Origin of the sequence: Novosphingopyxis sp. (assembly GCF_965218915.1) — a bacterium.
GTDB lineage: Bacteria > Pseudomonadota > Alphaproteobacteria > Sphingomonadales > Sphingomonadaceae > Novosphingopyxis.
Genome location: NZ_OZ244708.1, coordinates 3,065,129 through 3,077,262, shown reverse-complemented (window position 1 = coordinate 3,077,262; position 12,134 = coordinate 3,065,129). Strand labels below are relative to the sequence as shown.

General features: G+C 65.8%; 12 protein-coding genes and 1 tRNA gene. 6 read left to right on the top strand and 7 right to left on the bottom strand.

Features of this window, described 5'->3' with window-relative positions; all coding sequences use genetic code 11:
* Nucleotides 1-137 precede the first annotated feature (137 nt).
* Genes ACOQPC_RS14550 through ACOQPC_RS14535 form a run of 4 tightly spaced genes read left to right on the top strand, consistent with a single transcriptional unit; the run spans nucleotide 138 to nucleotide 1,978 of the window.
* Nucleotides 138-311: a hypothetical protein gene (locus ACOQPC_RS14550; protein ID WP_420606427.1), complete on the top strand. Its 174-nt coding sequence runs from the start codon at nucleotides 138-140 to the stop codon at nucleotides 309-311.
* Nucleotides 311-919 carry a hypothetical protein gene (locus ACOQPC_RS14545; RefSeq protein ID WP_420606426.1) on the top strand — a complete coding sequence of 203 codons (609 nt, stop codon included), beginning with the start codon at nucleotides 311-313 and terminating at the stop codon, nucleotides 917-919. Before ACOQPC_RS14550 ends, ACOQPC_RS14545 begins: the two co-directional genes overlap by 1 nt.
* A complete protein-coding gene (locus tag ACOQPC_RS14540; protein WP_420606425.1) occupies nucleotides 916-1,110 on the top strand; it encodes a helix-turn-helix transcriptional regulator in 195 nt (64 codons plus the stop codon). The genes ACOQPC_RS14545 and ACOQPC_RS14540 overlap by 4 nt, the downstream gene beginning before the upstream one ends.
* Nucleotide 1,111: 1 nt before the next feature.
* Nucleotides 1,112-1,978 carry an alpha/beta fold hydrolase gene (locus tag ACOQPC_RS14535; protein WP_420606424.1) on the top strand — a complete coding sequence of 289 codons (867 nt, stop codon included), beginning with the start codon at nucleotides 1,112-1,114 and terminating at the stop codon, nucleotides 1,976-1,978.
* On the opposite strand, the gene ACOQPC_RS14530 is transcribed toward ACOQPC_RS14535, so the two are convergent.
* From ACOQPC_RS14530 to pyrC, 3 genes are all read right to left on the bottom strand, one after another.
* Nucleotides 1,930-3,237, bottom strand: coding sequence for a glycosyltransferase family 39 protein (locus tag ACOQPC_RS14530; RefSeq protein ID WP_420606423.1), 1,308 nt, complete (start codon nucleotides 3,235-3,237; stop codon nucleotides 1,930-1,932). The genes ACOQPC_RS14535 and ACOQPC_RS14530 overlap by 49 nt on opposite strands.
* Before the next feature lie 106 nt (nucleotides 3,238-3,343).
* Nucleotides 3,344-4,165 (bottom strand): sterol desaturase family protein, encoded by an 822-nt coding sequence (locus ACOQPC_RS14525; RefSeq protein ID WP_420606422.1) that lies wholly within the window; start codon nucleotides 4,163-4,165, stop codon nucleotides 3,344-3,346.
* A gap of 196 nt (nucleotides 4,166-4,361) precedes the next feature.
* Nucleotides 4,362-5,426 carry a dihydroorotase gene (gene pyrC / locus ACOQPC_RS14520; protein WP_420606421.1) on the bottom strand — a complete coding sequence of 355 codons (1,065 nt, stop codon included), beginning with the start codon at nucleotides 5,424-5,426 and terminating at the stop codon, nucleotides 4,362-4,364.
* 140 nt (nucleotides 5,427-5,566) lie between these two features.
* Here pyrC and ACOQPC_RS14515 point away from each other — a divergent pair, with 140 nt between their 5' ends.
* Nucleotides 5,567-6,412 carry a YgfZ/GcvT domain-containing protein gene (locus tag ACOQPC_RS14515; protein WP_420606420.1) on the top strand — a complete coding sequence of 282 codons (846 nt, stop codon included), beginning with the start codon at nucleotides 5,567-5,569 and terminating at the stop codon, nucleotides 6,410-6,412.
* A gap of 179 nt (nucleotides 6,413-6,591) precedes the next feature.
* Here the strand turns inward: ACOQPC_RS14515 and ACOQPC_RS14510 are convergent.
* From ACOQPC_RS14510 to ACOQPC_RS14495, 4 genes are all read right to left on the bottom strand, one after another.
* Nucleotides 6,592-6,666, bottom strand: a tRNA-Val gene (locus ACOQPC_RS14510).
* 112 nt (nucleotides 6,667-6,778) lie between these two features.
* On the bottom strand, nucleotides 6,779-7,498 hold the full coding sequence (locus ACOQPC_RS14505) for a hypothetical protein (protein ID WP_420606419.1): 720 nt from the start codon (nucleotides 7,496-7,498) through the stop codon (nucleotides 6,779-6,781).
* Nucleotides 7,499-7,628: 130 nt separating this feature from the next.
* A complete protein-coding gene (locus tag ACOQPC_RS14500; protein WP_420606418.1) occupies nucleotides 7,629-8,846 on the bottom strand; it encodes a toxic anion resistance protein in 1,218 nt (405 codons plus the stop codon).
* Nucleotides 8,847-9,137: 291 nt separating this feature from the next.
* Nucleotides 9,138-10,097 (bottom strand): bile acid:sodium symporter family protein, encoded by a 960-nt coding sequence (locus ACOQPC_RS14495; protein WP_420606417.1) that lies wholly within the window; start codon nucleotides 10,095-10,097, stop codon nucleotides 9,138-9,140.
* A 184-nt stretch (nucleotides 10,098-10,281) separates the two neighbouring features.
* Here ACOQPC_RS14495 and typA point away from each other — a divergent pair, with 184 nt between their 5' ends.
* Nucleotides 10,282-12,111 (top strand): translational GTPase TypA, encoded by a 1,830-nt coding sequence (typA, locus tag ACOQPC_RS14490; protein ID WP_420606416.1) that lies wholly within the window; start codon nucleotides 10,282-10,284, stop codon nucleotides 12,109-12,111.
* Nucleotides 12,112-12,134: the final 23 nt, after the last annotated feature.

The window sequence follows — 12,134 nt, the reverse complement described above, 5'->3', positions numbered from 1 at the left end:
ATCCGACTGGGTTTGCGAAGTACATAATCGCCCTCTCTTTTCCCAACAGCTCACTTGTCGTTATGCAAAGCAGCCTTGACATTGACGCGAGTCCCGATGTAAAGGAAGCTATACAAATTGATAAGGGAGTTTGTCCGATGTCCAAAATTATCCAGGCGCTCATCTGGGCGTTTCTCATGCTCGCCATGGCGGCCCTGTCGCGTTTCGACTGGATCGATCGCGACATGGCGCGCACGCTGCTGATCGTGCTGCCGGCGCTTGGCTTTATCGCGATCTCCGGCCGTTCGTGCCGTCTGAAAGCGTCTTCCTGATGACCGACTTCCAGGAAGAGCAAAAGCGCCGCGGGCCCGGCTTTTACGCCGGGCTGATGCTGGCCGCTTTCAGCGCGATTGCTGGCCTCCGGATCAGTGAAGCGATCAACGGGGTGACCGGGTTTCTGTTGATGGCCGGCGCGATGCTTCTGCTCATCCCCCTCGTCCGAGCCAGTCTTGCGCAGCAGAAGCGCTGCGGCGTGCTGAGCCCGGCGGTCGCGCGCTATACCAGGCGCTTCATGATTTCGTCCTTCGGCTATGTCCTCGGGCTGGGCATCGCGGTTTGGCTCAACAACAACATGGAGCTGGAAGGCGTGGTCGCCTTTGGCGTCGCGCTGCTGCCGGTCATCCCGATCCTTGGCATGGTCTGGACGATGGGCCGCTATCTCGTCGAAGAAAAAGACGAATATCTGCGGCAACGCGCGATGATCGCCAATATCGTCGGCCTCGGCGCGGTCTTGTCGATCGGGTCCTTCTGGGGCTTCCTCGAAACCTTCGAACTCGTGCCGCATATCCCCGGCTGGTGGGCGGTTCCGATCTGGGCGATCGGCCTGGGCGTTGGCCAATGCTGGATGGCGCTTCGCGACCGCGCGGACATGGAACGATGAAGAACCGCCTCAAAGTCCTGCGCGCCGAACGCGACTGGACGCAGAGCGACCTCGCGGAACGTCTCGAAATCTCGCGCCAGAGCGTCAACGCGATCGAGACCGGGCGGTACGATCCCTCGCTCCCGCTCGCCTTCAAGATCGCCGATCTGTTCGGCCTCGCCATCGAAGCCATTTTTTCCAAGGGAGAATGATATGAAAACCCTGCTTGCAACCCTCGCCGCGCCCGCCGCCCTGCTGGCGTTCGCATCGCCCGCCGCCGCTGCCGCCGCGCCCACCGATTGCCCCGCCTACGAGACCGAGGGCAGCGGTCCCGACGTGCTGCTGGTGCCCGGCCTCGCGTCCTCGCCCGAAACCTATGACGGCCTCGTCGATGCGCTGAAGGGGAAATATCGTTTCCACCGCGTCGCGATTGCCGGGTTCGCGGGCCGCGATCCGGTGGCGGGCGATCCGGTCGACGCTGCGGAGGCGGAGATCCTGCGCTATGCCGACTGCGCGCATCTCACATCGCCTGCGTTGATCGGCCACTCGCTGGGCGGATTTGTGGGGCAGGAAATCGCGCGCGACCATCCGGGGCTGCTGTCGAAGCTGGTGATCGTCGATGCGCTGCCTTTCTATTCGCTGATCTTCGATCCCGCCGCGACAGTGGAGGGCGTCACGCCGCAGGCCGATGCCTTGGCCGCCACGCTGCATACGATGGACGATGCCACGTTCGCGGCCGGACAGGCCCGCACCGCGACCATATTGTCCGCCTCGCCAGAGGGTCAGACAAAGATCGTCGCTTGGTCGCTGGCGAGCGACCGCGATGCGATGGCCGACGCCGTGCACAAGCTGATGACCACCGATCTGCGGCCCGACCTGCCCGGGATCACCCTGCCGGTGACGGTGCTCTACGCCACCAATCCATATCTGCCCGCAACGCAGGCCAAAGCGCTGTTCGAGGGCGCCTATGCCGGGCTGCCCGGCGTCAGCTTCGTGCCGGTGACGGACAGCCGTCATTTCATCATGTTCGATCAGCCGGAGCGGTTCGCCGAGGCCATTGCCACGGCGCTGGGCGAATAGCCCGGGCCTCGTCGGCGCGCCAGATATCCGGCGAGCAGCCAGCCCACGCTCAGGGCGACGAAGGGCATGACCGGAAAGTGGAATCGCGACTGGCCGGAGAAGACCATGGCGATCGCGCTGGGATAGGCCGCGATCGCATAGGGCAGCAGCCACCAGCCGATCAGCCGCTCGCCCGCGCCCCGGCGGCGGCGCAGCTGAATCCATGCGAACAGCGCGAAACCGGCAAGCAGTGCGGCATAATAGAATTGGTTGAGCAGCCGCAGCGCGCGGAAGACGGAAGCATGGATGCCGTAGCCGTCATAACCCGCCTGATAGCCCCATTCCGCCTCGCCGTCGGGCGCCCACAAGCGCCAGAGCTTGAGCGGGATGAGCCGGACGAACCGCGCGGGATGCTCCGCGATCCAGGCCATGCCGAGCCGCCGGGCCTCGGCATCGCGCCCGACCTCGCCCAATCCCGCGGCCTCGAGCCGCCGGACCGCCGGATCGCCCGGCGTGTAGTCTCCGGCGGCGCTGTCGTTATTGCCGGTCAGCAAGGTGTACCCGCCGTTGGTCGAGACCGGGACGCAGGCGCCGATCGCGTCGCAATTGCGCAGGCTCCAGGGCAGCACTGCCAGCGCCGCGATCGCCAGCACCAGCGCGCCGCGCGCCAGAGCCGAAGGGAGCGCGCGCCACCATCGCGGGCGACGCAGCAACGCGATGCCCAGCACCAGCGGGATGACGATCAGGGTTTGCGCCTTGACCAGCGTGGCGAAGCCGAAGACGATGCCCGCCGCCGCCAGCACCGGCGCGGTCGGCCGCGCGATCAGCAGCCGGGCACCGGCGAGCAGCAGCATGGTGTAGAACATTTCGGTCAGCGCCAGCGGCACGTAACCGATGGCGTTGGGATAGACCGCGTAGAGCAGCAGCGCCAGCCGCGCGGCCGTCTCGCCGCCCGCAAGCCGCCGCGCGAGATCGAGCAGCAGCCAGGCCGTCAGCGCGGCGCAGGCGAGATTGAACAAGCCGACCGCCGCGAACGAGGGGCCGAACAGGCGGAAGACCAGGCTCAGCGCCATCGGCCACCCCGGCGGCCAGAACGCCGTCGGCGCGCCGTCGTCGCCGAGATAGCCCTGGCCCGCGGCCAGGCTGGCGGCGCGCTGATAATACCACGCGGCGTCCGAGGCCGGGGCGACATGGAGCAGCAGCACGGCAAGGCGCGGCAGCAGGAAGCACAGCCATATCGCCGCGAGCGCGCGGGGCGAGCGCAAGCTGTCTTCGATCATCCGGCCCATATCGTCTATCGCCCTCTTGCGGCCTCGGCGGACGCGCTTTAGCGAAAGAGCGTTAATAACGGCTTAGACGTTCCTCCGCCCCATCGCTCCCCGCCGCCTATGCGCCGCGTTGTTCCACGAACGGCAGAGCGAGCGAATCGCGAAAGCCGAGCTCTCGCGGATCGCGGTAGCCGGGCACGCCGATGACGATTCGATCCTGCGGCACGTCGAGCCGAAAGGTGCCGTGGAGATGGTCCCAAACGGCCAGGCCGCTCGACCAGTTGCTGTCGGTCTCACCCTTTACCGTCGAATGGTGGATGCCGTGCATGCGCGGGGTGGTGACGAAGCGGGCGAGCCGCCGCTCGAAGCGTTCGGGCAGTTTCCAATTGCTGTGGTGGAACAGGATCGCGACAAAAAACCAGCCTTGCCAGATGGCGAGCGCGCGGGGCGACGTGCCGATCAGCGCCACCTGCGTGGCGCGATAGGGCGCGCTGATCGCCATATCGGCGGCATGGAAGCGCAGCGCGGTGCTGGCGTCGAGATCGAGATCGTTATGATGAACGAGGTGGAAGCGCCACAGCAGCGGCAGTTTGTGCGTCGCCACATGCCAGAGATAGATGCTGTAATCCATCAGCAGAAACGCCGCGCCATCGCGCACCCAGGCCGGGGCGTGGATATGCTGCACCAAGCCGCGCCGCCGGCGTTCGGCGCGCCGCGCCAATGGCCGGGTCATCGGCGCCTCGACCAGGCGCACTGCCGCCATGCTCATCGCGCCGAGCGCGCCGTTGACGAGCGCGCGCCGGACGAGCGGGCGGGTCGGCGCGCGCAGGGGCCGCACGCGCTCGCCCGCGACGATGCCGAGCACGGCGAGGCCTAGCGCGAGGCCGCCGGCCACCATCAGCGGCATGTTCAAACGGGCGGGATCATCTCCGGAAGCCATGAGAAAGGGACGCGCCGACGGGCGCGGGGTTCCGCCGCCGCTGCGCCCCGGATCGAGTTCGAGGCTCGCTCCGCTCCCGCGAACGGGGGGCTGGATGAGGGTGGGTGGCGCTTCATGTGTTAAAATACAGCGTCATTCCGGGCTTGACCCGGAATCCGGAGCCCAGCCGAAGTGCCATCTCGCTCTGGATCCCGGATCAAGTTCGGGATGACGAAGGTGATTGATGTCGGACGCTCCACCCCAGCGTCTCGTGCGCCAGGAACGGCACGATCTGAGCCTCGCCCGCGTCGAGAACGTCCGGCACCTTTGTCTCCGTCCGCTGCAACGTCACCGTCCCCTCGTTCAGCGGCAGCCCGTAGAAGCGCGGGCCGTTTTCGCTGGCAAAACCCTCAAGCCGGTCCAGCGCGCCGTCCTCTTCGAAGATCGACGCATACATCTCCAGCGCATACGGGGCATTGAAGATGCCTGCGCAGCCGCAATCGCTTTCCTTGGCCCCGCGCGGATGCGGCGCGCTGTCGGTGCCCAGGAAGAAGCCGGCGTCGCCCGAGGTCGCCGCGGCGCGCACGGCGATCCGGTGCCGCTCGCGCTTGGCCACGGGCAGGCAATAGGCATGGGGACGCAGGCCGCCCGCGAACATCGCGTTGCGGTTGATCAGGCAGTGATGCGGGGTGATCGTCGCGGCGATGGTCTCGCCCGCATCGGCCACGAACTCGGCCGCCTGCTGGCTGGTAATATGTTCGAGCACGATCTTGAGCGCCGGGAAATCGCGTGTCAAAGGCTCCAGAATGCGCTCGATGAACACCGCCTCCCGGTCGAAGATGTCGACATTGGTGTCAGTCACCTCGCCATGCACGCACAGCACCATGCCAATCCGTTCCATCCGCTCCAGCACCGGCCGGATATTGGCGATGTCGGTGACGCCGTGGGCGCTGTTGGTCGTGGCGTTCGCCGGATAGAGTTTTGCCGCCGTGAACACGCCCGCCGCATGGCCGTGCGCGATCTCGCCGGGATCGCTGTCGTCGGTCAGATAAGCGGTCATCAGCGGGGTGAAATCGGTGCCCTCGGGCAAGGCGAGCCGGATGCGATTGCGGTAGCTTTCCGCAGCCGCGACGGTCGTTATCGGCGGCGCGAGATTGGGCATCACGATCGCGCGGGCGAATTGCCGTGCGGTGTAATGCGCCACCGCGGCGAGCATGTCCCCGTCGCGCAAGTGCACGTGCCAGTCGTCGGGGCGGCGGAGGATGAGCGTATCGGTGTTCATAATTGCAAAAATTCCGTTCGCCCTGAGCTTGTCGAAGGGCCGTTCTTTTTTGTCTCAACGTTGCGATAGAGGATTACAGGGCTTCGACAAGCTCAGCCCGAACGGTTTCAATGGGAGCTAAAGCCTCCTATTTGGAAAGCATGGCATCCTCCAGACTGTTCGACCGCGCGCTCATCCGCGTCACCGCCACCGAGCCGGGCGAGGATGTGCGCGCATTCCTGCAAGGCCTCGTCACCAATGACACGCGCCGCCTCGATGAAGGTCCGGTCTGGGCCGCGCTGCTCACCGCGCAGGGCAAAGTGTTGTTCGATTTCCTGCTGTGGGCGGACGGGAACGACGTGCTGATCGACTGCGAGGAAACGCATGCCGCCGGCCTGATCCGCCGTCTCTCGATCTATCGCCTGCGCCGCAAGATCGCGTTCGAGCGCGAGGAGGGGCTGGGCGTGTATTGGCGCGATCGTGCTCCTGCGAAGGGCACCCGCCGAAGTAGTATTTCGGTGGGACCCAAGGCAGGAGCCCATCATCCGACGGTTCCGGCTGGGCTCCTGCCTTCGCAGGAGCACGCTGATCCGCGGCTGTCCGAACTCGGCCATCGCTGGATCGACTCCATTTCCGATGCCGACACCGATGCCTCGGAAGGCTGGCGCGCCCACCGGCTCTCGCTCGGCGTGCTCGAGGGCGAGGCGGAACTGGGGCAGGACGCCACCCTTTGGCTCGAATGCAACGCGATCGAGCTGCACGGCGTCGCCTTCGACAAGGGCTGTTATGTCGGGCAGGAGAACACCGCCCGGATGAACTGGCGGCAGAAGATCAACCGGCGGCTGGTGGTGGTGCCGCTGGCCGATGCCGATCCCAAGCGGCAGCGTATCGCCTATCCGCAGCTCGGCGTGTCGGTGGAGCACCGCCGGGCGGAGGATATGGCGTCGCTGGAATTACCGGACTGGCAGCGTTCGGGGATCGAGAAGGCGGCGGAGACTTCGGCTTAGGACTGTTACTACGCCGACTTGTTCCCCGGCGAAGGCCGGGGTCCATCAGCTGATATTCGATGCTGGGCTCCGGCCTTCGCCGGAGCGCAGATTATTTTGATAAGGGGGAATGTCCTTCCCGTGCGGTCAGGAATTTTTCGAAAGAATATCCCCCCGGATATTCTCTTTTCCCGAAAAACTGGTGGGCGCGGCAAGGATTGAACTTGCGACCCCACCCGTGTGAAGGGTGTGCTCTACCACTGAGCTACGCGCCCGGACCGGTGCCCGAAGAGGCGCGCCTTTGCCAGAGCGCAGATGATTTGGCAAGGCTACGTCCGGCCTCGCAATGACGAAATTGAACGGCGGCGCAATGGAGCTGCGAAGGCCTCAGTCCTCCGCCGCCCCGTCATATTTCAATTCGAGAAAACGCCCGCGAGTCGCCAGCTTGTCGAGCTCGCCGCGCGCGATCTGGCCGGTCATCGTCGCGATCTCGCGGTCGATGGTCTTGAGGCCGCCGATCAGCTGCTGCTCGGGCGTCGCGCCGCCATTGTCCTTGCGCCGCAGCGGCTCCGGGATGCTCTTATAGCCGTTGATCATCTCGGGCAGATATTCGCCGACCAGCTTGCGCACCTCCTGCGCCGCCGGGTCGTTCTCGCCCAGGCTGGCGAGCTGCGGCGAGAGCTGGTCGAGCCGGGTGCCGATACCATCGATCAGCGTCACGGCGGGCGCGGGCAGCATCGGGCGTTGGCGTTCGAGCCAGATTTCGGTTTTTCCGGCGAGCGTCTTGAGATCGGCCTTTTGAATGGTTTCGGGCGTCGGCTCGGGCAGGCCCGGCATCACGGCGGCGATGACGAAGGCGAGCAGGATCAGCCCGATCGCGATCATCACGCCGGTGAAGCCGATGCCGTTCAGGATCAGTCCCGCGATGATCGTGCCGATCGCAACCGCAACGGCGCCGCCCGCGCCCACGGTCAGCTTCTGCAGCGCCTTGTTGCGCTTGAGCGCTTTGGACCGTTCGCCGATCGACCCCTCGCGGCGCGCGCGCTGGTTCGGGATCACCGCGCTGGCGCTGCGCAGGATGGCGTCGGAATCGGATGCGGTGACCATGTCCGCCTTCAAACCAACTCGTCATTCCGGGCTTGACCCGGAATCCAGGACCCAGCCGAAGTGCCATCTGGCTCTGGATCCCGGATCAAGTCCGGGATGACGGCCAATTGGATGTTAGACACAGCCATAATCACTCCGCCCCCAGCGCGCTCAGCAGTTCGGGCTCGGCTCCACGCGCATCCTTGAGCGCCGCGGCCTGGCCTTCGGCGCGGGCGATATAGCCCTTCGACTTCTCGACCTCGCCCTCCAGCGCGTCGACCGTCTGCTTCATCGATCCCAGTGCGGCCAGCTTGAACTGGTCGATCGTGTCCATCGTGTCGTAGATATCCTGGAACGCCTTGCTCAGCGTCTCCAGCGGGATCGTGCTGCTCGCCGCCTGTTCGTGGATGATCGCGGTATTTTCGCGCATCATCCTGCCGGTGCCCTCGATGATGTTCGCGGTGGTGGTGTTGAGCGCGGTGATCTGGTCGAGCACGAGGCGCTGGTTGGTCATCGCCTGCGCCACGGTGACCGCGGTGCGCAGCGCGCCGACCGTCGTGGTGCTGGCGCGGTCGACGCCCTTGACGAGCTCGACATTGTTCTTCTTGACGAGGTCCAGCGCCAGATAGCCTTGTACGGTAACCGCCATCTGCGTCAGCAGGTCCTGGGTGCGCTGGCGGACGTAGAACAACGCCGTCTCGCGGATCGCCTTGGCTTTGGCCGGGTCGCTATGGTCGAGCTCGTCGGCCTTTTCCTCGATGCGGTTGTCCATCGTCTTGGAGATGTGGATCATCTGTTCCAGATTGCCCATCGCCTCCCACAGTTTCGCGCGCTCGACGTCGATCGCGGCGTTGTCCATTAAGAGCTCGTCCTTGCCGTTCTTCAGCCGATCGAGAATGGACGAGATATGCCCCTGTGCGCTTTTATAGCCGTCGAAATAATCGCGCAATTTGTTGCCGAACGGAATCACGCCGAACAGCTTCTTCTTCTGTAAGAGCTTGCCGCGTTTGGAGGGATCGAGATCCTCCACCGTGCGGCGCAGCTCGGCCAGATCGGTGCCGACGCTGGAGGTTTCGTCCATCGCGCGCACCGGCCGGTCGAGGAAGCGGTTGGACTGGCCCGCCGCCGCCATCAGCTCCTTGCGGCCCATATTGGTGATCTGATCGACGCGCTTGCCGAATTCGGGCGAGTTCACGTCCTGCGCCACCAGCTCGGCAAGGAACTCGTCAACCTTCGCGTCCAGTTTCGACTTTTTCTCCTCGCTCACCGGCACCAGCCCCGCCGCCTTGTCGGCGGTGACGGTCGGCACCGGATCGGGCGGGGTCAGCTCGAGCTTGGACTCGGTCGCGGTCTGGGTCGGCTGGGCCATCGTCTTCTTTCTCCTCGCCGGGCAAGATGGACGTAGTGAGCCGGCGCATCAAGCCTGTTCATCGGGCACTGTATTGCATTAGCAGAACAGTTGGAAGGGCTTTTCAAATCCCTCCCGGAACGGGGAGGGGGACCGCCGACGAAGTCGGCGGTGGAGGGGCAGATGCGCTTTGCTCTCGCGATTTAGAATAACGTCATCCCGGACTTGATCCGGGATCCAGGGCGATATGGCACTGCCGCTAGGCCCTGGATTCCGGCTTTCGCCGGAATGACGCGGATATGATGCGGGCGGCTAACCCCGGCTCTCCCCCAGCCGCGCCGCCAATGGCGCGCTCAGCACCAGCTGCGCCAGATGATACACCAGCACCGGCAGCAGGATGATCCCCGCGCGGTCGGGCGCAAACAAAATCGCGGCGAGCGGCGCGCCGATCGCGATGCTCTTCTGCGCGCCGGAAAACAGCATCGTGCGCCGATCCGGCCCGTCCAGCCGCAACGCGCCGCCCGCCAGCCAGGCCCCGCCGAACCCGAACGCCAGAAATGCCGCGACCGCACAGCCCAGCAGCGCGAACTCGCCGGCGCTCACCCGCCCCAGCGCGCCGTCCACCACCGCGCCCGAAAAGGCGACATAGACCGCGATGGCGATGGCGGTGCGGTCCACCCAGGTGACCAGCGATTTGCGCTCGGCGATATAGGGCCGCAGCCATGCCTGCAGGATCTGCCCGAGCGCGAAGGGCAGCAGCAGGATGGTGAGGATGCGCAGCACCGCGTCGCCGGTCACGGTCACGCCCGCGGTGCTCGCCAGCGCGGCGAACAGCAGCGGGGTCAGCACCACGCCGGTGAGGTTGAGCAGCGCGGCGGCGACCACCGAGGCGGCGACGTTTCCGCCCGCCAGACTGGAATAGGCCGTCGCCGATTGCACGGTGGAGGGCAGCGTGCCCAGGAACAGCAGCCCGAGCGCCAGATCGGTCGGCAGCCATCGCGCGGTCAGGTGTGACAGCCCGAACCCCGCCGCCGCCATTGCCCCGAACACGAACGCGAGCAGCGCCGCCTGCAGCTTCCAGTTCTTCAAGGCGCGCGCGAGCTCCTCGCGCGGCAGCCGCAGGCCGTGAAGCAGGAACAGCAGGAAGATCGCCGCCGAGCTGATGTCGCTCGCGATCTCGGCGGAACGCCCGCTAACCGGCAGAAAGCTCGCCAGCAGCACGGTGGCCATCAACAGGAGCACGAAGCGGTCGGTGAACGCGCGCAGTATCATGGGGGCGGGCCTTGCGGGGATCGGGGCGGGGTTGCAAGCATCAACGGCGGGTGTTGGTGAACGGCGGGCGGCCCGGCAAGCCAACTCTCATCCTGCCCTTGCTGCAACGCACCAACCGCGCTATAGGCGCGCGCAAATCACGGGCGGGCGCCGCCTGTCCCCTTATCCTGCAGGCGAAAAACCCATGTCCCTTCGCAACATTGCGATCATCGCGCACGTCGATCACGGCAAGACCACGCTCGTCGACCAGCTGTTCCGCCAGTCCGGCACCTTCCGCGACAACCAGCGCGTCGAGGAGCGCGCGATGGATTCGAACGATCTGGAAAAGGAGCGCGGCATCACCATCCTCGCCAAATGCACCAGCGTCGAGTGGGAGCATGACGGCGAGGCGACGCGGATCAATATCGTCGATACCCCGGGTCACGCCGATTTCGGCGCCGAGGTGGAGCGCATCCTGTCGATGGTCGACGGCGTCATTCTGCTGGTCGACGCGGCCGAGGGCCCGATGCCTCAGACCAAGTTCGTCACCGGCAAGGCGCTCGCATTGGGCCTGCGCCCCATCGTCGTCGTCAACAAGATCGATCGTCCCGACGGCCGCCCGCAGGAGGTGCTCGACGAGATATTCGACATGTTCGTGAACCTGGACGCGAACGACGATCAGCTCGATTTCCCCGTGCTCTACGCGTCGGGCCGCAACGGCTATGCCAGCGAGGACGTCGATGCGCGCGAAGGCGATCTGACGCCGCTGTTCAAGACCATCGTCAGCCACGTCCCCGCCCCGGGGCTGGACGAGGACGGTCCGTTCAAGTTCCTCGCCACCCTCTTGGACCGCGACAATTTCATGGGCCGCGTGCTCACCGGCCGCGTCCAGTCCGGCACCATCCGCGTCAACGACCCGATCAAGGCGATCGACCGCGACGGCAAACAGGTCGAGGCCGGCCGCGCCACCAAACTCATGAGCTTCCGCGGCCTCGAACGCGTTCCCGTGGAGGAAGCCGTCGCGGGCGAGATCATCGCCATCGCCGGCCTCACCGACGCCACCGTCGCGAACACCATCTGCGCGCCCGACGTGACCGACCCGATCGAGGCGCAGCCGATCGATCCGCCCACGCTCGCCATGCGCTTTGCCGTGAACGACAGCCCGTTCGCGGGCCGCGAGGGCGACAAGGTGACCAGCCGCATGATCCGCGACCGCCTGATGCGCGAGGCGGAGACCAACGTCGCCATCCGCGTCACCGAAAGCGCCGACAAGGACAGTTTCGAGGTTGCCGGTCGCGGCGAATTGCAGCTCGGCGTCGTCATCGAGACCATGCGCCGCGAAGGTTTTGAACTGGGCATCAGTCGTCCCCGGGTTCTTTTCCGCGATGGGCCGGACGGGCGCGAGGAGCCCTATGAGACCGTCGTCATCGACGTCGACGACGAGCACAGCGGCACGGTCGTGGAGAAGATGCAGCGCCGCAAGGCGGACCTGACCGAGATGCGCCCCAGCGGCGCGGGCAAGACGCGCATCACCTTTTCCGCCCCCAGCCGCGGCCTGATCGGCTATCATGGCGAGTTCCTGAGCGACACGCGCGGCACCGGCATCATGAACCGGTTGTTCGAGAAATACGGGCCGTACAAGGGTGCGGTCGGCGGCCGCCAGAACGGCGTGCTGATCTCCAACAGCACCGGCGAGGCGGTGGGCTACGCGCTCAATTCGCTGGAGGAGCGCGGCATCCTGTTCGTCTCCCCGCAGGAAAAGGTCTATGAGGGCATGGTGATCGGCGAGAACGCCAAGCCCGACGATCTGGAGGTGAACCCGCTCAAATCCAAGCAGCTCACCAACTTCCGCTCTACGGGCAAGGACGATGCCGTGCGCCTCACCCCGCCCACGCGCATGACGCTGGAACAGGCCATCGCCTATATCGACGATGACGAGATGGTGGAAACCACCCCGCAGTCCATCCGCCTGCGCAAGGCGCTGCTCGACCCGAACGAGCGCAAGAAAGCGGGCCGCAAGAAGGACGCGGCGTAACGCCGGTTCCGGTCGAAACACTG

Coding starts and splice junctions, on each gene's coding strand:
- ACOQPC_RS14550 (WP_420606427.1), top strand. CDS start 138: ATGTCCAAAATTATCCAGGCGCTCATCTGGGCGTTTCTCATGCTCGCC.
- ACOQPC_RS14545 (WP_420606426.1), top strand. CDS start 311: ATGACCGACTTCCAGGAAGAGCAAAAGCGCCGCGGGCCCGGCTTTTAC.
- ACOQPC_RS14540 (WP_420606425.1), top strand. CDS start 916: ATGAAGAACCGCCTCAAAGTCCTGCGCGCCGAACGCGACTGGACGCAG.
- ACOQPC_RS14535 (WP_420606424.1), top strand. CDS start 1,112: ATGAAAACCCTGCTTGCAACCCTCGCCGCGCCCGCCGCCCTGCTGGCG.
- ACOQPC_RS14530 (WP_420606423.1), bottom strand. CDS start 3,237: ATGATCGAAGACAGCTTGCGCTCGCCCCGCGCGCTCGCGGCGATATGG.
- ACOQPC_RS14525 (WP_420606422.1), bottom strand. CDS start 4,165: ATGGCTTCCGGAGATGATCCCGCCCGTTTGAACATGCCGCTGATGGTG.
- pyrC (WP_420606421.1), bottom strand. CDS start 5,426: ATGAACACCGATACGCTCATCCTCCGCCGCCCCGACGACTGGCACGTG.
- ACOQPC_RS14515 (WP_420606420.1), top strand. CDS start 5,567: ATGGCATCCTCCAGACTGTTCGACCGCGCGCTCATCCGCGTCACCGCC.
- ACOQPC_RS14505 (WP_420606419.1), bottom strand. CDS start 7,498: ATGGTCACCGCATCCGATTCCGACGCCATCCTGCGCAGCGCCAGCGCG.
- ACOQPC_RS14500 (WP_420606418.1), bottom strand. CDS start 8,846: ATGGCCCAGCCGACCCAGACCGCGACCGAGTCCAAGCTCGAGCTGACC.
- ACOQPC_RS14495 (WP_420606417.1), bottom strand. CDS start 10,097: ATGATACTGCGCGCGTTCACCGACCGCTTCGTGCTCCTGTTGATGGCC.
- typA (WP_420606416.1), top strand. CDS start 10,282: ATGTCCCTTCGCAACATTGCGATCATCGCGCACGTCGATCACGGCAAG.